This window comes from Microcoleus sp. AT3-D2, from assembly GCF_036705715.1.
Classification (GTDB): domain Bacteria; phylum Cyanobacteriota; class Cyanobacteriia; order Cyanobacteriales; family Microcoleaceae; genus Microcoleus.
The window spans coordinates 30,359-52,931 of the sequence record NZ_JAUBVE010000037.1; the positions used below are offsets into that span (position 1 = coordinate 30,359).

The window sequence follows — 22,573 nt, forward strand, 5'->3', positions numbered from 1 at the left end:
TTTAGTTCAGTTCACCATTTGGGCGATCGGCTTAACAAGGCTGTAGCTGCCTCACTGTCGAGAGGTTTAGAGAAAAAGTATCCCTGACCGTACTCGCAGCCGATCGCCCGCATTTGAGCCAATTGGACAGCGGTTTCGACACCTTCTGCCACTACCTCCATCCCCAAACTGCGGGCCAGCATGACGATCGCCCGCACGATTTCCAAATTTTCGCCCATTTCCCCAATGCGACTGACAAAAGAGCGATCGACCTTCAAAATATTAATCGGGAACTTGTGCAAATAACTCAGAGACGAATAACCAGTGCCGAAATCATCAATACACAGCCCGATCCCCAAATCTCTCAACTGCGAAAGCATCGCCGCCGCCGCTTCCCCATCTTCCATCACCACAGTCTCAGTAATCTCCAACTTCAAACAGCGAGCGTCAACACCCGTTTCCTGCAAAACTTGCTTAATTTGCTCGATCGATTCCGGTTCCGCAAACTGCCTCCCCGAAAGATTTACTGCGACTGTCAGCGGCGAATTTCCCACAGGTAAATTCAAACTCTGCCACTTAATAATTTGGCGGCAGCTTTCGTTCAAAACCCACAAACCCAAAGGCGTAATTAACCCTGTTTCCTCCGCCATTGCAATAAATTCCATCGGGGAAACTAAACCCCTTTCCGGGTGCAGCCAGCGCACCAGCGCCTCAAATCCGATAACTAATCCGCTTTTCAAACAAACGATCGGCTGATAATAAACAGTAAAAGGACATTCCAATTTTAAAGTAGTCAATTGCGACTTCGGACGCTCCAATCTCCGATCAATTTCACTCATCTGCGAGTTGTCTACCGCCGTCCCACAGGCGAAATCCACTATCGAAGATTTCAAATTTAGTTCTTCAACCGACTCCCGCAAATCGTGTTCCAAGTGCATCAAAGCCACAGCCTGAGTGTGCATCGCACTGGTAAAAACTTCGTAGCGAGCTTTACCGAGAGCTTTTGCCCGGTACATCGCAATATCAGCATCGCGCAAAATATCTCCCGGCCACTGATATTTGTTGGTACTTAAGGCAATGCCGATGCTAGCAGTAATTAAAACTTTATTACCTTCCAAATAAAGCGGTCGTTCGATCGTTTTGAGAATTTCCTTTGCTTGGGCGATCGCCTCATCAACACCGTGAATTTCTTCCAGCAAAATCACAAACTCATCTCCCCCCAGACGAGCCACCGTATCGCCTGGCCGCAAACAAGTCAAGAGACGGCGAGCCACAGCCACCAACAGCCGATCGCCCGTGCGGTGTCCCTGACTGTCATTAATCACCTTAAACCTGTCCAAATCCAGAAACAGCACCGCAAACTGCTCGCTCGGATGCCGTTGCGCGCGGGCAAAAGCTTGCCCCAACCTGTCAGTCAACAAAGCACGGTTGGGCAACTCTGTCAGCGCATCGTGCAAAGCATCGTGCAACAGTTGTTCTTCAGCCATCTTGCGCTCAGTCACATCGTGACAGTTGACCACAATTCCCCGCACCGAAGGTTCGTTGAGCAAATTCGTCGCCACCGCTTCCAACACGCACCAGGAACCGTCCTTGTGCTGCACTCGGTATTCCGCCATTCCCAGGCTAACTCTCGGCGTTTGCATGACACCTTTGAACACTTGATCCACAATCAGCAATTCGTCAGGGTGAATCAAGTCAAATATAGATCTGCCGAGGATTTCCGCCGTCGGGTAGCCCAAAATCCGCTCTAGGGAAGGAGATACATAGCGGCAAAAGCCTTTCTCGTCGAGAATCACAATAATGTCTCTAGCATTTTCAATCAGTGATCGAAAGCGCTTCTCGCTTTGCCGCAGCTCTTGTTCCGTGCGCTTTTGGTCGGTAATATCGGTATTCATGTAAATCAGACCGACAATTTTCCCTGTGCGGTCTTTAATAGCATCTGCCCGCAGCAACACCTGCAAAGTTTCACCGCTTTTAGTACGGTTGGTAATTTCACCAAACCAAGAATAACCTTGGGCGATCGTGTCGAGTACCTCCCTGGCGACTGCGGGGTCAGCAAAAACTGCCGATATGCCTCCGGCTAGTTTAAATTCCTCTGCGGTGTCCCATTCAAATAGCTGAGAGAACGCTTGATTTTGATAGATGTGAGTGCCGTTCGCATCGCTGATGCCGATCGCGTCACTCGAACTTTCCACCGCCTTGCGAGTCAGCACCAGAGCTTCTTCTGCCCGCTTGCGCTCGGTAATGTCAATCCCTACCAGACAAGCTGCTTTGCCCCGATCGTACTTTTGAGCCACAATCAAATAGTATCCCTCCGACTCTCCCCCGTCGGTTTGTACCTTAACGTTGAGTTCTTTAACCGCTTCCGTAGCGTCGTCGGCAAAAAACTCCACCACAAAAGAGTTAAAATCCGAGCTAGCGCCCAAAAAACCAATATCTTGACCGACAAAAGCCGACGGCCGCAAACCATGCAGTTTGGCTAAGTGCTGGTTAACCCCCAAATAGCGCAAATCCGAGCTAATCCAAGATACTGTTCCCGGAACTGCTTCCAAAATCGTTTGCAGTTGGTCGTTAGCTTGCTGCAATGCTTGCTGCACTTCACATATTGGTTCCGACAAGTCCGACTGAATCCCTACAAAGTGAGTCAAATTAGCGTTGTCGTCTCGCACGGGAGATAGCGACAATTTGCTCCAAAAAGGACTGCCGTCTTTGCGGTAATTTTTGATTGTTGTCTGGAGTTCTAGACCTTGGCGCAAGGCGTCGCGGATTTTAGCTACAGTAGTTCGATCTGTATCCGGGCCTTGCAAAAATCTGCAATTACGCCCCAAGATGTCACTGGCGCAGTAGCCTGTCATCCGTTCAAAGGCCGGATTGCAATAAATTATGGGACAATCGGGTGCATTGGCGTCAGCAATGACAATGCCGCAGCTAGTAGCTGCCAAGGCTCGATCGCTTAGCCACAGGGCTTCTGACGCAGTAGGGCGATCGCCGGCACTCCCCACTTCACCTAAATTAGAAATTGACTGGTTCTCCCGATCTCCCATCAGCCGAACTTTCAAGCAAACCTTTACAATTTCCGAGTTGCTTCTTACTTTAACGTTTTTCAGGACTCGCGCAACGTAAATTGTATCTCCGCATTTTAGTAAGCGGGATTTTACCTTAGTTGTTAGTTGTAATTTCTACACTTGCAGTTGGGCATTTAAAAAAGCACATCTTCACATCCGCAGTGCAAAACCCTCTATTCTTCCCCCCCTGAGACTCTCTCCCCCTCTCCCCTTCTCCCCTTCTCCCCGCGCCCTGGCAATCATGATCTGCAGCAGCTTATTTAGCAGGAGTTGCAGCTTGAGAAGTCGGCGGCGCAATATTAATTAATGGCAAAGTTCCGCCTCCTCCCATTACTGTCGGAAACTGGCCGTTCCATTTTTCAATCGCTTGCTGCTGCAAAATTTCGGCTGTTAATGTTTGCCGCTGCAAGCGTTGAGCTTCAGCTTTACCTTTAGCGCGGTTAATTTCAGCTTGAGCATCTTGGGTGGCTTTTTTAACTGTAAATTCTGCTTGTTTAGCTTCTTGTTCGGCTATTTGTTTGGATTCGATGGCTTTGCTAAATTCTGGAGAAAAGCCAAAATTTATTAAAGAAACATCTCTGACAATGACACCGTAAGGTTCCAAACGCTTTTTGAGACTGTTGTCGATTTCTGTTTTGAGTTCCGTGCGCTTAGTGATAATTTCTTCTGCGGTTTTTTTAGAAGTTGCTGCTTTGAGAACTTCCGAAATTGCCGGACTCAGAATGCTGGTAACAATTTGTTCTTCGTCTCCCACTTGTTGGAAAACTTGATTAACTTTGGCAGGGTCAACATTCCAGTTGACTGCCAAATCTGTAGTAATGCTTTGCAAATCTTTGGAGGCTGCATCTGCTTTCAAATCAGTTTTTTGTACCCGCACGCTGAGAGTTTTTACAGAGGTGACGAGCGGTAAAATCGGGTGGATGCCTTCATCTAAGATCGCGTCTTGAACTTTCCCGAAGCGCATCATAACGCCCCGTTCCCCTGGGCCGACGAGGGCAAAAGGTCTTAAAATTAAGGCGGCGATGATGAAGACGATGCCACCGACGATGTAGAGAGCTAGGTTGTACTTAACACTTTGCACGGTTTTCATAGGTTATTCAGCTAGGTTGTTTTACTGGATATTAGTTGTCTATTCGCTCTTATCTAAGATTATAACTTCCGGTTAATGGTGCAACAACTCATAAATTTCTTTATTTTTTTCATAAAAGTCATAGGATTTTGAGCGTCGGAAAGCTTTTTAAATCAAAAAGATATGAGATTGCCGTTACATTGAGGCTCTGGTATGAACAATGGCATTTGTACCTAGCTGAAATTATTGATGAATAAATGTTTCAATCATCTTGACAAAGAGGTTTTTTTTAGATAAAGCAGAAGTAAATAGATAGCTCGATCGCTCTTTGAGAAGCGATAAAATGGCGATCGCAAAGAGAAAGCTTTCTAGAGAGCGAAAAGCTCAAAATTGAACAGCTAATTTTTGGGTAAATTTTAATGTAAATGGCAGGTGCGTGCAGGTAAAACCTTTAGGGGTTGGTGCAAGCACAAGCGAAAGAGAAAATTTCAGTCTACGGCGTACAGACTTTATATGTAGAATTGGCATCGGCCCGTCTTGCTCAACCCTCCTGAGTAGAAAAAAAGACTCCTTGGGCAAGCTAGGAATTTATAGTTACAAACGATAAAAATCCGAGTTTAAAAATGCCCGAAAATAAGTTAAGCTTAGATGAGAACGGTTGAAGAAAAATCAAAATGTTGCAGCGACACCCTTGGCCGCAGACAATTGAAGAGGCGATCGCCATTCAAGAACAGCTTCGGTCAGAGGTAATTACCGAAAATCAACTGGAGACAGTTCGTTACGTCGCAGGCGTAGATGTCGGCTACGACAGTGCAAACGAGGTATCGCGGGCCGCTGTAACAATTCTGAGCTTTCCAGACTTGCAGTTGCAGCAGCAAGCTGTAGTTCGCAGTCCTACAACTTTTCCTTATATTCCGGGTTTCCTGTCTTTTCGAGAAGTGCCGGCAGTTCTCGAAGCTTTAGAAAATATCAGTTTGACGCCAGACTTGATATTGTGCGACGGTCAAGGACTAGCCCATCCCCGCAGATTCGGTCTTGCGTGCCATTTGGGGGTTTTGACCGGGATTGCGACGATCGGAGTTGCCAAAAATCGATTTATTGGAGAACATTCAGAAGTCGGACTCGATCGGGGCAGTTGGCAACCCTTGCTGCTGGAAGGATCAACGATAGGCGCAGCGCTAAGGACGCAAACAGGGGTAAAACCGATTTATGTTTCCATAGGTCATAAGGTAAACTTGATCAGTGCGATCGAGTACGTCCTGCGCTGCGCCCCAAAATATCGCTTACCAGAAACAACTCGATCGGCAGACCAACTAACATAGGGATAACTGGCCAGCCCCGAAGGCATCAAAAAAAAAGTAAAAAGACCAAAAAAGCATCCGTCTTTGGACTTTTAATTTTTGAGGTGTCGCGGTTAAGTCAAAAAATCCTCTGAGTCTACCGCCAATCAGCTTTCGGTTCCATCCTTCCAGCGAACTAAAGAATGACTATACCTGAGAAAGAGGTATAAAAGTTGGGGGGGTTTATAGAATGATTGAAAGACAGTAACCAGCTTAAAACATTGGTGGCTCTAACTACAGTGCCGGGCGTGAACTATTTTTAGTTCACATTTGTAAATTATGAAAAATTCATTCTGCGAGTTAAACCAAAAGCTGAGATTCGTCTGATAAGGTTTCATAATTTACCGTCGGATATCTCACCACTGACTGGAAGTAACCTCGACAGTGGGAGGCGAAGGCGCGATCGAGCTAAAAAATCAGAAACAAACAAGGAGACAGTCATGGCTGAGAAAAGCAAACGCGGATTCGCTTCTATGGATGCAGAAAAACAGCGCGCAATTGCTAGCAAAGGCGGAAAAGCTGCACACGAGAAAGGAACTGCACACGAATTCACCCCTGAAGAAGCCAGACAAGCTGGCCAAAAAGGTGGCGAAGCTGTCAGCAGAAATCGCGAACACATGGCTCAAATTGGTCGCGAAGGCGGTCGGAAAAGCCGCAAAAGCGAAGCTTAAGTCTCTCCAGGCTGGCCCTGTAATGAAAGATTGCACAGTTGCAGCGTGAGAGATAGCACTAGGACATTGAGCGTTTGAGGAGGTGGGGCGATCGAAGTTACCGAGGTAGTTCGATCGCCCCCCTCCAAAATTCTTGACTAGCGCACAACAGCCTCGCCAAGGTGAAAACCCCACAGGAATTAGTTTTTAGCAATCGCTGGCAAATCTTGAACAGCAATTTTTTAACGAAGCTGCACTGCGGTCAATAATTTTGCGGGAAACAAAAGCTGACAAGCGCGATTCAGTCTCTCAAAAAAAGCCAATACGAGCACTAAAAGCCCCGAAGTCAGGGCTTTTTTGTATAGCTGTACATAATATTTTTAGAAGTGCGATCGAGTCGGCATCAATAATTATAATTAAGTTTTTTGGTGAGGAACTCCGTCCTCAAAATAAATCAGTTAATATTTTTTTATATTTTTGAGCCAACCGATACAATCATGACAAACCAGCTCACTTTAGCATGGACAGAAGCTGGGGTGCGTCAAACTCGAACAATTGAAAACGGACAGCCGAGCAAAAATCCGGGAACCGTGAGGCTAGGGCGCGATCCGGCGAAGTGCGATATAGTATTCTCGCATCCCACCGTATCGGGGCTGCACGTTGAAATATTTTTTAATCAGGAATTACAGGAGTATGCAGTGCGGAATTTGCGCGAAAGCAATCCGCCACTGGTAGACGGAAAAATTCTCGCCCGAGGCGAAGCAAAATTGAACTCGGGAAGTCACATCCATTTAGGCCAAGTGCAAATCGAGGTGGTGAATGTGACGGAGGTGCAGGTAGCCGCGCCCCAAACAGTTTTGCTGTCAGGGCCTCCCGCACCTGGTAACTTTCAGCCGACGGGGCCTTCAAAATATGGTTTGCAGTGTCCCAAATGCAGCCGAATTTCGCCTTACGCACAGTTGAATGCGGGGTGTCCGTGGTGCGGTACTTCTTTGGCGGCGGCGGCGAGTGTGGTGATTTCTCCGTGAAAATTTGAAAAACTGAGATGTTGCACCATTCTCAATTACTTGTTTAGGAACAGGCTTTTCGGCCTGTTCCACAAGAAAATTCATCTATTGTGAATGGGCATCTTGCCCGTTCTTGACAATGGTGCAAGATTTAAGAAAAACGGAAAATCAGGCTATCCGCTAAACACTCTCAAATTCAAAAATCTTTTTTTGCAGGAAGCTCAAAGCCGACGGCTGATGTTTAAAAAATAATCATGAATTCTCAACCCTTGCGCCTGCGACTGACTTGGACAGATACAGCTACGGGGGATTGTCGATCCCCGATACTCGACTTACCCATCGCTTTGGGACGAATTTTTGAAGCTATGCCCGCCACAATCAACGGGAAACGAGTTTCTCGAATTGCCCTCAGCAGCAGTCAAGTTTCTCGCTTTCACGCAGTGATTGGCACCGAAGGTAACAGTATTTTAGTTACTGACACTGGTAGCCGCAATGGTACTTTTGTTAACGGCATTCGCCAAACCCGTTGCGTGCTGGCAAACGGGGATATGCTGCAAGTGGGGCCCTACGCGATCGGCATTTCTTTTGCTGTTAATTCCCCTGAAACGCCGTCGGTCAATTTTCACATTTTCTTTAATCCGCAGACCAATGGGCCAGATCCCGCGTTGGGCCAGCCAATAATGTTGCAGCTTCCTCAAACAAGTAGTAGGGGAGAATTTCCGCCGATCGCATTTTTGCACGCTTCTCAAGTGTCAATGCGATCGCTCCAATCTATGGGACTCCCTGTGACAGAAGTTGATTGGGCTGCCGTTGGCGGTGGTTTGGGCAGCTTTATTTGGGTGGATTTGCTGAGAATTTGCGGCGTGAAAATCGATCGAATTGCGGTTTTGGGCATGGAAAACCAGCCTTACGCCCGCTATCTGCGTCTGTGCCTGAATTCTCAAATTCCGCTGCGGGAACGCCTACGATCGAATTCTGACTCTTGTCCAGACAACATTTGGGGGTGGCCTCCCTATGCTTTGCGGGAAGCTTGGCACGAATTGCTCAAAGGGCGTTTGGGGATGTCGTTGAAGTTGATGTGGCAGGTGTTTACTGAACCGACTTTTGCCGAAACTTATACGCCTCGTGCGGAGAATGTGTTTGATTCTATTGACAGGGAAGTCGATCGAATTGGGTGGAATCAGATGTTTCGCTACGGTAGAGTGCGGGGAATTCGCAAAACAGATGACGGCAGGTACGCGATCGCTTATTCTCGATCGAATGCGGATCACCGCGACCACGCTTTTTTAATCGCCAAATACGTACACTTAGCCACCGGCTATCCCGCCATTCAATTTCTGCCCGATTTGCAAGCTTACCGCGAAAAAACCCAGGATTTTGAGTCGGTTGTCAACGCTTACGAAAGCCACGACGGCGTTTACGAAAAATTGGAGGCCAGCGGCGGCAGCGTGTTAATTAGAGGCCGGGGAATTGTAGCTTCGCGGGTGGTGCAGCGAATTTACGAAGCACGACAGCGGAACCGCAACATTCAAGTATTGCATTTGATGCGATCGCCCAAACCTCAAGGTAACAAATTTAAGCTCGCTCAGCGTAGCGTCGAAAATCACTACGAATTTCAACCTTTCAACTGGCCGAAAGCTTGCTGGGGCGGGGAACTCCGCGTACTTTTGGAAAAAGCCGCCCCGGAATTGCGGCCGCAGTTGCTCACCGACTGGGGCGGAACTACCACAGCCCAGCGCAGCGACTGGCGGCGGATTGTCAAAGAAGGTTTAAGTCAAGGATGGTATCAAATTACCTTCGGCGAAGTCGAGCGAGTCGAACGCGACAGTCAAAACCGCACGGTGACGTACATTCAGGAGAAGGAACTCAAAGGGCAAATTAAGTTAGAGGCTGATTTTATTATTGATGCTACGGGTTTGGACGCTAAGGTAAAAACCAGTCCCCTGTTAAACGATTTGGTAGCTCAATACAATCTTCCCCTCAACGGTTTGGGCCGGCTGAGTGTTAACAACGATTTTGAAGTGCCCGAATTGCGGAATTCTTCTGCTAGCAACACAGAAGGCCGAGTATACGCAGCCGGCGCGATTACTTTGGGGGGCCCTTACGCGCCCGTAGACAGTTTTTTGGGCTTGCAATACGCCGCCTTGCGATCGGTTGAAAGTCTGGCTGCCAACCGAGCTGCGGGTGTGCGGAAATTGAGCGTTTGGCGATCGTTCGTGCAGTGGTTGAAGTGGATTTTCAATAAATCTCCAGATTGATTAGAAACAAAACCGTTTCGCATGTAATCTAAAATCCAAAATCTAAAATCTAAAATCGAATGACTCCCACCTTATTTGGTCGATGGCAAACTCGAATTTTATTATTTGCAACAGTCGGCGTTTTAGTAACACTGCCATTTTTTCTCGGTTTAATCACTGGTAAATCAGGCTCGATATTTTTCGGTATTTTAGGGTATATAGCGATTTTTGGCATCGGTTGGGATGCCTTATATATCTACATCCAGCAGTACCGCTGGGATCGAGATTGGCCCGGCACATTTCAATTGCTCGCTGGGATTTGGGAAGCACTTTTTGTCTTGCTATTAATCAAAACTATCGGTTTACCGGGGATACCGCTGCTAGACTTTGATTTAGGAGCTTTTGCTCTACATTATAGTTTTGTATGGCTGGCTATTTATCTGGCATCCCAAACACTGATGCGGATTTTGTTTCCCCACTGGCGTTTCCGAGGCGGTCAATGGTTGTAATAATATTGTGTGATTTTTGTGATGCCTGTAGGGGCGGGTTTTACAAATAATAATCGCCTCAAATTAATAATTTCATAAACCCGCCCCGCCCCGGTCAATTACCAATTCCCCATGCCCAATTCCCAATTCCCCATGCCCAATTCCCAATTCTCCATCCCCTGTATTTTCTCATTTTTTTCAGGTTCAGGCTTCCTCGATTTGGGCTTTGAGTCGATCGGCTTTAATGTAGCGTATGTCAATGAAATTTTCCCACCTTTCATGCAAGCATACCGCTATTCTCGGCAGTGTCTGAATTTGCCACTACCAGAATACGGATATTGCGAAGGAGAGGAAGCAGATGTAACTCGACTTGTAGGGGGAGAACCAGCTTTTCGGCTGCGGGAATTGATGCAGGATGCCCGCAAGCATCACGATATTGTAGGATTTATCGCGGGGCCGCCTTGTCCTGACTTTTCGATGGGTGGCAAAAACCGAGGTGGGGAAGGAGATAAAGGTCAACTTTCAGCTTCATACATTGAATTGATTTGTGAGCAGCAGCCAGATTTCTTTTTATTTGAAAATGTCAAAGGTTTGTGGAGGACAAAAAAACATAAATCTTTTTACGACCAACTAAAACATCAGTTGGCGGATTCGGGATACGTTTTTACCGAACGTTTAATTAATGCGATAGAATACGGTGTCCCGCAAGATAGGGATAGAATTATTTTGATTGGATTTAGAAAAAACCTTGTCAAAAATCTGGGCATTTCCCTAGAGGAAAAAAGCCCAATGTTAGCCGAAAGTTTATTTCCTTGGCAAAGTCAGGTATTATATCCCAAATCAGAAATTTTTTCTCATCCTTGGCCTGATAGAACGGCGTTTGTAGATGATGGTTTCGTGCCTTGTCCTGATGGCATTCCCCAAGATTTAACGGTAGAATTTTGGTTCCAAAAAAATGACGTTCTCAACCATCCCAATGCCAAACACTATTTTCAACCCAAAGCAGGCCTTAAACGGTTTGCTTCCGTTGATGAAGGAGATGATTCAAAAAAATCTTTCAAGCGATTGCACCGGTGGCGTTATTCACCAACAGCTTGTTATGGCAATAACGAAGTTCACTTGCACCCTTACAAACTTCGCAGACTTTCTGTTGCAGAAGCACTGGCTATTCAGTCACTGCCAAAAGATTTTGCACTGCCAGCCAAAATGACGTTGACTAATATGTTTAAAACTGTTGGCAATGGGGTTCCTTATTTGGCTGCACAAGGTATTGCCAAAACAATTTTACAGTTTTTGCAGACAAAATAAATAGATAAATAAGCGCAAGAGTATTGCAGAAACCCGGTTTATTGCTAGATTTGTCGTGACTAATCCCAAAACTCGTAGAAACCGGCTTTCTAGCCCCCTGTAACAGTTAATCGTTGCGCCTCACACACGCTAGAGATTGGTGAACGCCGTTGTTTAAATGAACTAATAAAAAGAAAAACTCACAAATGGTTTACACTTGTTATATAATAGTTGGTTAAGGTTGAAAACCTATATTTTTTATTGCCTGCAATTCGCCATGACCGTTAAACCCCGCCGCTATCACATCACTACTTTCGGATGCCAGATGAATAAAGCCGACTCGGAACGGATGGCCGGCATTCTGGAAAATATGGGCTTTGAGTTCTCGGAAGACCCGAACGAAGCTAGCTTGATTCTCTACAATACTTGCACGATTCGCGATAATGCCGAACAAAGAGTTTATTCTAACCTCGGAAGGCAAGCTCATCGCAAGCGCCAAGAACCGGGTTTAACTTTAGTTGTAGCTGGATGCGTCGCGCAGCAGGAAGGTGAAGCGCTGCTGCGGAGAGTGCCGGAATTAGACTTAGTAATGGGGCCACAACACGCTAACCGACTTGAAGATTTACTCGAACAAGTTTTTGAGGGCAATCAAGTCGTGGCGACTGAAGCTGTTGAGATTATGGAGGATATTACTAAGCCGCGCCGCGACAGCAAGGTGACTGCTTGGGTGAATGTAATTTACGGCTGCAATGAACGCTGCACTTATTGTGTTGTCCCGAATGTTCGGGGGGTTGAACAGTCGCGAATGCCGGAGGCAATTCGCGCGGAAATGGAGGATTTGGGCCGTCAAGGTTACAAGGAAGTAACTTTGTTGGGGCAAAATATTGATGCTTACGGACGCGATTTGCCGGGTACAAAACCGGATGGCAGCAACCAGCATACTTTGACGGATTTGCTTTATTTTGTGCAGGATGTGCCTGGTGTCGATCGCCTCAGATTTGCTACTAGCCACCCGCGCTATTTTACAGAAAGATTGATTAAGGCTTGTGCTGAATTACCGCAGGTTTGCGAACATTTTCACATTCCTTTTCAGTCGGGAGATAATGATATTTTGAAGGCGATGTCGCGGGGTTATACTCAGGAAAAATACCGCCGGATTATTGATACAATTCGCCGCTATATGCCGGATGCTTCGATTACTGCGGATGCGATTGTCGGTTTTCCCGGTGAGACGGAAGCGCAGTTTGAGAAGACTTTGAAGTTGATCGAAGATGTTGGTTTCGATTTGGTGAATACTGCGGCTTATTCCCCTCGCCCTGGGACGCCGGCGGCTTTGTGGGAAAATCAGTTGACTGAGGAGGTGAAAGCCGATCGCCTGCAACGAATCAATCATGTAGTGACAACAACGGCGATGGAACGATCGCAGCGCTATTTCGGACGCACTGAAGAGGTTTTGGTAGAAGTTCAAAATCTTAAAGATTCAACTCAGGTGATGGGACGCACTCGCGGCAATCGTCTCACATTTTTTAAGGGCGATATTGCTGAATTGGCGGGTAAAATTGTGCGAGTTAAAATTACAGATATTCGCGCTTTTAGTTTGACGGGGGAAATGCTTTAAATAGCACCGGAATGAGATTAGGGGACGGCTTACTTGTGAACTTTTCTAAGAAGATGTAATTTTTTTTACCGCAGAGAGCGCAGAGGACACAGAGGAAGAGTGGAAGGGAGGAGATAAGTAGTCTTAAAGCGGTTCGTATGTGCCTTAGTTGCGCTCTCTGCGTGTATATTTGTCGAAAAGTCCTAGGAGTAGTGAAAAATGACAACGATGCGGATCGGGCTATTGTTCGGGGGGCGATCGGGCGAACACGAAGTCTCAATTAGTTCGGCGCGGGCGATCGCACGTGCCCTCGCTGCGGAGGAAAATGCCTCTAAATACGAAGTTCTGCCCTTTTACATCCAAAAAAACGGCCGCTGGCTGTCGGGAACATTACCTCAACAAGTCTTAGCCACCGGAAAACCTCTGGAAATAGAGGAACAAACAGCACAAAACGACTCTCCCGCTGGACAGTTTCCTAATTTTAATGCTGTAGATGTTTGGTTCCCTGTTTTGCACGGGCCAAACGGTGAAGACGGTACGGTGCAAGGGTTACTAAAATTATTGCAAGTTCCTTTTGTCGGCTCCGGGGTTTTAGGTTCAGCGCTGGGAATGGATAAAATTGCCATGAAAATGGCTTTTGCTCAGGCTGGTTTGCCGCAGGTAAAATACGTCGCTGTCAACCGTTCCGAAATCTGGTCTAATCCTTGCGTTTTCCCCAAACTGTGCGACAAAATTGAAGCAAGTTTGGGCTATCCTTGCTTTGTCAAACCGGCGAATTTGGGCTCGTCTGTGGGAATTTCTAAAGCTCGATCGCGCGCTGAATTAGAAGCAGCTCTCGACAGCGCCGCCAGCTACGACAGGCGGATAATTGTCGAAGCGGGTGTGGTTGCTAGAGAATTAGAATGTGCAGTTTTGGGTAACGATAATCCCCAAGCTTCAACGGTGGGAGAAATTACTTTTCAAAGCGATTTCTACGACTACGAAACTAAATATACCCAGGGACAAGCCGACTGCTCAATCCCGGCAAAAGTCAGCGGTGCGATCGTCTCGCAAATCCAAGAAATGGCAGTGCAAGCATTTTTGGCTATAGACGCGGCAGGTTTAGCGCGAGTAGACTTTTTCTACATTGAATCAACCGGAGAAGTTTTGATTAACGAAATCAACACTTTCCCCGGCTTTACAGCTACCAGTATGTATCCGCAAATGTGGGCAGCGGACGGCATTTCTTTCCCTGAATTAGTAGACCGTTTAATTCAATTATCTCTCGAACGGCACGGGGAAAAAGGTTGAATGGCGAGTTGTAAACCGCTGCCGTGCCAACCGAAAATAAAATATTTTCGCAGGTAATATATCCATACCAGCGGAAACGATATAACATAGTTGTGGCAGGCACTGCCTGCCAGCAACCCGATTTCCGCTGCTAGTCGAGCAACTGGGAATTTTAAGCAGTCGGGTGTAAATAAATGCACTATAAGATGGTTAACGGAGAAGGGCGAATAGCAGTGTCAATCTCACACCTTGAATCTCAAATTTTAACTCGGTTAACTTAGATGAGACGTTTCACTCAACTGCCGCAGTGGTGGACTTACGGACTGGTATTTCCCCTAGCGGTACTCAACTGCTGGTTAGCCCTCCTAGTCTTTGAATATTTTCGCGCCCTGATTACAGTTTTGGTAGTGGCTACAGTGCTGTCTTTTTTGCTAGATTATCCAGTGCGCTTTCTGCACAGATACGGCTTGAAGCGCGATCGAGCAGTTTTGTCGGTATTGTTTTTGACTTTACTGCTATTGGTGGTTTTAGGTCTCACTCTGGCCCCGATTCTCCTAAACCAAATCACTGATCTCGCCACCCGACTGCCGACTTGGATAGTTTCTGGCACAGAACAGATTGAAGCATTCCACAATTGGGCGGAAAATCGCAATCTCCGCATTGATGTTAGCGGTTTGACTACCCAATTGAGCGATCGACTTTCATTTCAATTGCAGTCTCTCACTGGCGAAATTCTCAGATTTGGTTTGGGTGCTGCAGACAGTCTGTTGAATTTCCTCCTCACAATAGTCGTGACATTCTACTTGCTCTTGCACGGCGATCGCGTATGGGAAGGATTGTTTAAATGGTTTCCTTCCAAGCTGAGCCTTCAATTGCGAGAGTTGCTGGCGCGAAGCTTCCACAACTACTTCGTCGGGCAAGCAACTTTGGCGGGTTTGATGGGACTGTCTATCACTGTTGCTTTTTTAATTATGCGAGTTCCCTTCGGACTTCTGTTCGGTTTGGGTGTGGGTGTAATGACTATGATTCCCTTCGGGGCACCTTTCAGTATTTGCATTGTCAGTTTGCTGATCACATTAAACAACTTTTGGCTCGGCGTCACAGTTTTAGCTGTCGCTACAGTAATTGAGCAAATAATTGAAAGCGGGGTTGCTCCTCGGTTATTAGGCAGTTTTATCGGTCTCAATCCTGTGTGGATTTTAGTGGCGCTGCTGGTGGGGGTTAAGGTGGCGGGAGTAGCAGGTTTGTTAGTGGCTGTGCCGATGGCTGGTTTTATTAAGAATACTGTTGATGTTTTGGAAAGTTCGAGGAAAAAGTCGAGGGAAATCGATTCGGTTAGTTCCATTGAACCTGTGGAGAAATAAAATTCTTCCAGAGGTTCAAATTTTAGATTTGAAGAGAGTTTGTGCAGGCTATTTTGACCGAAAGCATCCAGGATACAAGCCCCAGGATTCATCCGTCCAGAAATAAAAAATCTGTATCCGATGAAACTTGCCCCCCGAATTGATCCGTGGGATCAAATCTAAAATCTAAAATCTAAAATCTAAAATCTAAAATCTAAAATCTAAAATCTAAAATCTAAAATCGATTGATTTAGGTTTAGCTGGTACTTTAGCTTGAGGCTTTATAGGTTTTTTACTTCCTGCTTTCGGGTGAGGCTTTCCGGTGCTTTAGCTGCTATCCTTCCTGGATGCAGGCGGGGTCAAAAACCACGTTTATAGGTTAACGTCGATCGCTCACAACGAATATTTTGCGTAGAAACCTGGTTGTTTTGAGTGCAGGATTGTTGTTGACTTCGGATATCAATCCTGTGAAAAGTTCGCGGGAAATGCGGAATATGCGAGCTGGCTACCGTAGTTTGTATTATCGCACTCAGACAGCAATTCGCCAGTGCCGACCCAGTTCTATCCGACTCAAAAGCTCGAATCCACAGACAATTTGCTTGCGACTGTCCGGTTTCTACCCCAGCTTGTAGGGTAAACCCCACCAGTCAAGAAGATATCATAAATGCTTGAATTAAAATTAAAGAGCCTTTAGTTCTAAGTTAATTACAGTAGGTGCTAAAAATGCAAAACCATAATTATAACTCTCGCTCTAACTCCCACCAAATCAATACTATGTCAACCCAAAATATGCCTGCATCTCAGAGTTCTAGCAGTTTTGCTTTCCCGAAAAAACTTGCTTTTTTATCTCTCCTTTTACTCGGTTCCACTGCAACTGTTGGGTGCAATGCCCTAACTTCTCAAGTTCCTGGAAGTTCTAACGCGATTCAAGCTCAACCTTCACCTGCAGCGCCAATCTCAGCATTGCCTGCGAATATACTGCCCTCTCAAGACTCTAATTTTGTTACTAAAGTTGTGCAGGAAGTCGGCCCGGCAGTGGTGCGGATCAATTCGTCTCGCACGGTGACGAACCAAGTTCCAGATGAGATACCCGAGCAATTCCGCCGCTTCTTCGGTTCAGAATCTCCCATTCAACCGGGAAATCGGGTAGAACGGGGTTCCGGTTCGGGTTTTGTTTTTGGTTCTGATGGCCGCATTTTGACTAACGCTCACGTCGTTGACCGCGCGGATACGGTGACGGTAAAACTGAAGGATGGCCGCGAATTTGTTGGCAAAGTTTTAGGCGTAGATACAGTTACTGATGTGGCTGTTGTTAAAATTGAAGCTAACAATTTGCCTGTGGTGAATTTGGGCAAAGCTGAAGAGTTACAGCCGGGTGAATGGGCGATCGCGATCGGCAATCCCCTCGGTTTGGACAATACTGTAACTGTGGGAATTATTAGCGCTACAGGCCGTTCTAGCGCCGATGTCGGTGTTCCCGACAAGCGCGTCAACTTTATTCAAACCGATGCTGCGATCAATCCCGGCAATTCTGGCGGCCCGCTGCTGAACCAGCGCGGTCAAGTTATCGGCATGAATACGGCGATTATTCAAGGCGCTCAAGGATTGGGTTTTGCTATTCCGATCGATCGAGCACAACAAATTGCCGACCAATTAGTAACAACAGGAAAAGCCGAACATCCTTATCTCGGCGTTCGGATGTTGAGCATTACTCCCGAAATCAAGAGAGAATTTAATCAAAATCCCAATACCAAATTGAGGCTGACTGAAGATAAAGGCGTGTTAGTTTTGGGAGTTGCGAGAAATTCTCCGGCGGCACAAGCTGGAGTTCGCGTTGCCGATGTGATCAAGAAAATCAACGGTGCAGAAGTGAGTGATGCTGGCAGCGTACAGCAAATTGTCGAGAAAAGTACAGTGGGCAGCGATCTGCAGCTTGAATTGAGCCGCGGCGGACAACCTGTTACTGTGGCGGTGAAAGCGGGTGCTTTTCCAGCGGATCAGGAGCGGTAGAATTATTGATTGAAACTTATATCTTGCACGCAGAAGCAAGAGTCTGGCAGGGCTTTAAACCCCTGCCTCAAAGTATCAGTCCTATGAAAGAGGACTGATACTAAGCTACTGTCAATAAATAGGGAGTAATTATTAGTCGGTTTTAACCGGATTGTGCTGTGAGACAGTTGCAACCGCCGTCGGGATGTCGGGGGTACTTGTTATAGTAAGTTACTATAATTTATATGGGTTATTAAGAGGTAGAAAAATGGCTAACATTAATCGGAGGCGTACGGAAAATATTAACGGTAACTTTTATGTAGACAGTACCTGCATTGACTGTGATACTTGTCGGTGGATGGCACCTGAAGTATTTGGTCAAGCGGGAGAACAGTCTGCGGTTTACCACCAGCCAACTAATGAAACTGAAGAAATGCGATCGCTCGCGGCTCTTTTGTCTTGTCCCACAAGTTCGATCGGCACTGTAGAAAAACCCAAAAGCATCAAACAAGCCCAGCAACTGTTACCCGCACTCGTAGCAGAAAATGTCTATCACTGTGGCTACCACTCAGAGAAATCCTACGCCGCAGCCAGCTATTTAATTGTCCGCCCTGAAGGAAACATTTTAGTTGATTCTCCCCGTTTTGTGCCGCCGCTAGTCAAAAACATAGAAGCAATGGGCGGCATTCGCTATCTGTACTTGACTCACCGCGACGATGTGGCAGATCATCAACAATACCGCGATCATTTTGGGTGCGATCGCATTCTCCATGCTGACGAAATTAACGCGGGTACTCGCAGTGTAGAAATTCAATTGTCGGGCAGTGAACCGCATCAAATGGCAGATGATTTGTTGATTATTTCTGTACCTGGTCACACGAAAGGTCACACAGTTTTGCTTTACAATAACAAGTTTTTGTTCACTGGCGATCATCTTGCTTGGTCGGAAAGCTTGCAGCAGCTAGTTGGCTTTCGCGAAGTCTGTTGGTATTCTTGGCCAGAACAAATCAAATCTATGCAGAATTTGGCTAATTATGATTTTGAATGGGTGTTGCCGGGACACGGCCGCAGGTATTATGCCGATCGAGAAACAATGCGCGAGCAAATGCGGAAATGTATTGCTTGGATGGTTTATTGTTAATAGATACTCGGCGGTTGAAACCGCTACTAAATACACAAAGTCTGGATGGTGCGCGGACTAAGAATAAGAGGGATTTTGTATTACGCTTTGGGAATCGCGACCAAAGTCATGGAATTAGCTGGGTAAGTTGCCTGAAATCCAGCGGCGCTGAGACCTAAACGAGTGCCAAAGCGGCCATGAGACCTAACAAAAATATGACAAGCCAACGAGGTTTTTTTTCCGGTGACTGCCATAAAAATCGTGTATTCATTTGATATTTAACCTGTGGATTTTTGAAGTTTTTTATTAAATCGTTTTCGGCGCGTTTATCTAGGTTAATAAGCTGTTCTAGATTTAGATTTAACTTTTTGGGCGGGCTAGAAGCCCACCCCACAAAAGTATGTGTGTAAGGTGCGCCTTCCGCACCAGGATAGAGTGATTTAACCTTGACTGTAAGCTTCCATTGGCAAACAAGAACAGACAAAATTGCGATCGCCAAACGCATTATCTATCCGGCCCACCGCCGGCCAAAACTTATGTTCGCGAGTCCAAGAGGTCGGATAAGCCGCTTGCGCGCGAGTATAAGGACGATTCCACTCATCAACCATCAGAGATTCTGCGGTGTGGGGCGCATTTTTCAAGACGTTATTTTGCGCGTCAACATTACCTTTTTCAATCTCCGCAATTTCGCCTCGAATCGCAATCATCGCATCGCAAAAACGGTCTAATTCCTGCTTCGATTCGCTTTCCGTCGGTTCCACCATTACCGTACCAGCAACCGGCCAAGAAACCGTCGGCGCGTGATAGCCGTAATCCATCAACCGTTTAGCGATATCTTCGACTTCAATAGCCGCAGATTTTTTGAGCGATCGCAAATCTAGAATACACTCGTGCGCCACTAAACCGGCTTTCCCTTTGTACAAGACCGGATAATAAGATTGTAACCGTTTTGCCATGTAATTAGCATTAAGAATTGCTACTTTTGTTGCCTCAGTTAAACCCACTCCTCCCATCATCCGAATGTACATCCAAGAAATAGTCAAAATGCTAGCACTTCCCCAAGGCGCTGCGGAAACAGCACCAACTGATATTTGTTGACTGTTAACTGTTGACTGTTGACTGTTGACTGTTGACTGTTGACTGTTAAGAATAGAATGACTGGGCAAAAATTCTACCAAATGAGACATTACCCCAATCGGTCCCATTCCCGGCCCGCCGCCGCCGTGGGGAATACAGAAAGTTTTGTGCAAATTCAAGTGACAAACATCAGCACCAAAATCACCGGGGCGGCACAAACCAACTTGAGCATTCATATTTGCGCCGTCCATATAAACTTGTCCGCCGCAGTTGTGAACAATCTCACAAATCTCTTTAATTTCTTCCTCAAAAACGCCGTGGGTTGATGGATATGTCACCATCAAAGCCGCCAGTTCATTTTTGTGCTTCTCGGCTTTTTTATGTAAATCTGCGACATCAATATTACCCTGGGAATCGCACTCGACAGCCACTACCTTCATCCCCGCCATCACCGCGCTAGCCGGATTTGTACCGTGGGCTGACTGGGGAATCAAACAGATATTTCGGTGAGATTCGCCTCGGTGTTCGTGGTATTGGCGAATAACTAACAAACCCGCGTATTCGCCTTGGGAACCAGCGTTTGGCTGCAAAGAAATTCCCGCGAAACCGGTGATTTCTGCCAGCCACTGTTCTAGTTGCACGAACATCATTTGATAGCCGCGACTTTGATCGCGGGGTGCAAAAGGATGTATCTTGCCAAATTCCGCCCAAGTCACCGGCATCATCTCTGCTGTGGCATTCAATTTCATTGTGCAAGAACCCAAGGGAATCATCGATGTATTTAGCGATAAATCCTTGGCTTCTAAACGGTGCAAATAGCGCAAAAGTTCAGTTTCTGAATGGTAGCTGTTGAAAACTGGATGGGCGAGATAGCTGCTGGTGCGATCGCAAAAATCTGGTAAGGTCAAATAGGAACTCAATGCGTCTGCATCCAGCGGAATGTTGAGAGCATTCTGCCCGTGGGCCCTGATATAATCTTTATTCTGTGCAAAAAATTCCCACAACTCTTGCACATCTTCAACGGTGACAGTTTCATCTAAAGTGATTCCTACTGTCGAATCATCGAAAACTCGGAGATTAATTTTGCGAACTTTAACAGCTTCTAGAAGTTCTGACAGGGGTTTGTCCCCCAATTCTACCCGCAAAGTATCGAAGAAAGGTTGAGAACCAATTTTGTATCCGAAACTTCTTAAACCGGATGCCAAAAGTGCTGTTAAACTCCATACTTTCTCAGCAATGTCTTTCAGTCCAGACGGGCCGTGATAAACAGCATACATACTCGCCATCACTGCCAGCAAAACTTGAGCAGTACAAATATTGCTGGTTGCTTTTTCGCGGCGGATGTGCTGTTCGCGAGTTTGCAAGGCCAAACGTAAAGCAGATTTGCCGTTGGCATCTTTAGAAACGCCGACGATTCTCCCGGGAACTTGCCGTTTAAACTCTTCTCGCGTGGCGAAATAGGCGGCGTGGGGCCCTCCGAATCCCATCGGCACTCCGAAGCGCTGAGTGCTTCCTACGGCTATATCCGCGCCGAATTCGCCGGGGGGTGTGAGCAAGCAAAGGCTCAAAATGTCGGCGGCTACTGTGACTAATGCGCCGACTTCGTGAGCCGATCGAATAAAATCGCTATAGTCATAAATTGCGCCGTCTGTGGCGGGGTATTGCAGGAGAGCGCCGAAGATTGTACGATCGAACTCAAAGCTTTGATGGTCGCCGACAATTACCTCAATTCCCAACGGCTTAGCGCGAGTTTGCACCACTTCCACAGTTTGAGGGTGGCAATCTTGGGAAACAAAAAACGCTTTTGCCTTATTTTTGCTGGCGCCGTAACTCACCGCCATCGCTTCCGCCGCCGCAGTCCCTTCATCCAGCAAAGAAGCGTTGGCAATTTCCAAACCCGTGAGGTCAATTATCATGGTTTGGAAGTTCAGTAAAGCTTCCAATCGCCCTTGAGCAATTTCAGCTTGGTAGGGAGTGTAAGCTGTATACCAGCCGGGATTTTCTAGGATATTCCGCTGGATGACGGGGGGAGTTATGCAGTCGTGATATCCAGTGCCGATGTACGATCGAAATACCTGATTTTTTGCAGCAATTTCTTTCAATTCTGCCAAAGCGCTGTACTCGCTTTGCGCTGCGGGAAGTTGTAATGGTTGAGAAATGCGAATCGCCGCTGGAACCGTTTTGTCAATCAACTCATCGAGGCTGGAAATGCCCAAAACATTGAGCATTTGCTGGATTTCGCTGGGTGTCGGGCCAATGTGCCGGCCAGCAAAACCATTGATGCAGGAAAGGTTTTGCTGCTGACTGGGTTCAAGTTGAGGGCTGTAGAGTACCAAGGCGGATTCTCCTGAATAGACTTTTGCTTCTTTGTTTGTAACATTTTGCTAAGAAAACCAGGAAGATTTTCTGCGTCTATCCAAGTCCGACAGGGGTTGAAACCCCTGTCTCATAGCTAAAGTCGTCGGTCGGCGACTGTAGATTAAGCTGCACTTATCGCAACTCCCCCCGCAACAGCTTGGTATTTCAGTCGTCTAAAGACGACTTGTGCTAAAAGCCCCGTGGGTTTCAACCCCTGGCGGATTGTGGAATTATCAACGAACCCTATGCCCTATGCCCCATGCCCTATGCCCTATGCCCTATGCCCTATTCCCCTTCCACCATTTTGCGATACTCCGGGGCCGAGAAAGCCTCGTCTGCGTCGCTGGTGTTGTCAACGCGCACTTTCAGCAGCCACCCAGCGCCATAGGGGTCTTCCGCCAAATTTTCGGGAGACTCTATAATGTCATCATTGCGTTCTACGACTGTACCGGTAACTGGCGCTTTCAAGTCTTCAACCGCTTTCACTGACTCGACTGTACCGAAAGCTTCGCCCTTTTCCAACCCTGCACCGACTTCTGGCAAATCTAGAAACACGATATCGCCGAGTTGGTCAACTGCAAAGGCACTAATGCCGATGGTGGCAATTTCGCCTTCGAGTCGGATGTATTCGTGGGTGTCTAGGTATTTCAAGTCATCGGGGTATGTTAGTGCCATGTCTTTTCTCGCAATAAAAAAGT

Annotated in this window: 15 protein-coding genes; 11 read left to right on the top strand and 4 right to left on the bottom strand. The window is 46.7% G+C overall.

Annotated features, from left to right (window positions below; all coding sequences use genetic code 11):
* Positions 1 to 11: 11 nt before the first annotated feature.
* Complete coding sequence (locus QUB44_RS16725) at positions 12 to 3,023, bottom strand: EAL domain-containing protein (protein WP_333369418.1); 3,012 nt, start codon at positions 3,021 to 3,023, stop codon at positions 12 to 14.
* 277 nt (positions 3,024 to 3,300) lie between these two features.
* A complete protein-coding gene (locus tag QUB44_RS16730) occupies positions 3,301 to 4,134 on the bottom strand; it encodes a prohibitin family protein (protein ID WP_333369420.1) in 834 nt (277 codons plus the stop codon).
* A gap of 653 nt (positions 4,135 to 4,787) precedes the next feature.
* Between QUB44_RS16730 and nfi the strand changes: the two genes are divergently transcribed.
* The 11 genes from nfi (at position 4,788) to QUB44_RS16785 (ending at position 18,461) form a co-directional block, all read left to right on the top strand.
* Positions 4,788 to 5,435, top strand: coding sequence for a deoxyribonuclease V (gene nfi / locus QUB44_RS16735; protein WP_333369422.1), 648 nt, complete (start codon positions 4,788 to 4,790; stop codon positions 5,433 to 5,435).
* A 458-nt stretch (positions 5,436 to 5,893) separates the two neighbouring features.
* Positions 5,894 to 6,124 carry a KGG domain-containing protein gene (locus QUB44_RS16740; protein ID WP_006631632.1) on the top strand — a complete coding sequence of 77 codons (231 nt, stop codon included), beginning with the start codon at positions 5,894 to 5,896 and terminating at the stop codon, positions 6,122 to 6,124.
* Positions 6,125 to 6,600: 476 nt separating this feature from the next.
* Positions 6,601 to 7,131, top strand: coding sequence for an FHA domain-containing protein (locus QUB44_RS16745; protein WP_333369425.1), 531 nt, complete (start codon positions 6,601 to 6,603; stop codon positions 7,129 to 7,131).
* Positions 7,132 to 7,364: 233 nt separating this feature from the next.
* Positions 7,365 to 9,368: an FHA domain-containing protein gene (locus QUB44_RS16750; protein ID WP_333369427.1), complete on the top strand. Its 2,004-nt coding sequence runs from the start codon at positions 7,365 to 7,367 to the stop codon at positions 9,366 to 9,368.
* Between the two features lie 59 nt (positions 9,369 to 9,427).
* Complete coding sequence (locus QUB44_RS16755; RefSeq protein ID WP_333369428.1) at positions 9,428 to 9,856, top strand: hypothetical protein; 429 nt, start codon at positions 9,428 to 9,430, stop codon at positions 9,854 to 9,856.
* 111 nt (positions 9,857 to 9,967) lie between these two features.
* Positions 9,968 to 11,143 carry a DNA cytosine methyltransferase gene (locus tag QUB44_RS16760; RefSeq protein ID WP_333369430.1) on the top strand — a complete coding sequence of 392 codons (1,176 nt, stop codon included), beginning with the start codon at positions 9,968 to 9,970 and terminating at the stop codon, positions 11,141 to 11,143.
* Positions 11,144 to 11,399: 256 nt separating this feature from the next.
* Positions 11,400 to 12,740 (top strand): tRNA (N6-isopentenyl adenosine(37)-C2)-methylthiotransferase MiaB, encoded by a 1,341-nt coding sequence (gene miaB / locus QUB44_RS16765; protein ID WP_333369432.1) that lies wholly within the window; start codon positions 11,400 to 11,402, stop codon positions 12,738 to 12,740.
* 198 nt (positions 12,741 to 12,938) lie between these two features.
* On the top strand, positions 12,939 to 14,009 hold the full coding sequence (locus QUB44_RS16770; RefSeq protein ID WP_333163411.1) for a D-alanine--D-alanine ligase family protein: 1,071 nt from the start codon (positions 12,939 to 12,941) through the stop codon (positions 14,007 to 14,009).
* Between the two features lie 260 nt (positions 14,010 to 14,269).
* Positions 14,270 to 15,352 (top strand): AI-2E family transporter, encoded by a 1,083-nt coding sequence (locus QUB44_RS16775; RefSeq protein WP_333369434.1) that lies wholly within the window; start codon positions 14,270 to 14,272, stop codon positions 15,350 to 15,352.
* A gap of 753 nt (positions 15,353 to 16,105) precedes the next feature.
* Positions 16,106 to 17,341, top strand: a complete 1,236-nt coding sequence (locus QUB44_RS16780; RefSeq protein ID WP_333369436.1) for an HhoA/HhoB/HtrA family serine endopeptidase — start codon at positions 16,106 to 16,108, stop codon at positions 17,339 to 17,341.
* 247 nt (positions 17,342 to 17,588) lie between these two features.
* Positions 17,589 to 18,461: an MBL fold metallo-hydrolase gene (locus QUB44_RS16785; RefSeq protein WP_333369438.1), complete on the top strand. Its 873-nt coding sequence runs from the start codon at positions 17,589 to 17,591 to the stop codon at positions 18,459 to 18,461.
* 419 nt (positions 18,462 to 18,880) lie between these two features.
* Here QUB44_RS16785 and gcvP read toward each other — a convergent pair whose 3' ends face one another.
* On the bottom strand, positions 18,881 to 21,853 hold the full coding sequence (gcvP, locus tag QUB44_RS16790; RefSeq protein WP_333369440.1) for an aminomethyl-transferring glycine dehydrogenase: 2,973 nt from the start codon (positions 21,851 to 21,853) through the stop codon (positions 18,881 to 18,883).
* A 307-nt stretch (positions 21,854 to 22,160) separates the two neighbouring features.
* Positions 22,161 to 22,550 (bottom strand): glycine cleavage system protein GcvH, encoded by a 390-nt coding sequence (gcvH, locus tag QUB44_RS16795; RefSeq protein ID WP_333285105.1) that lies wholly within the window; start codon positions 22,548 to 22,550, stop codon positions 22,161 to 22,163.
* Between the last annotated feature and the right edge of the window lie 23 nt (positions 22,551 to 22,573).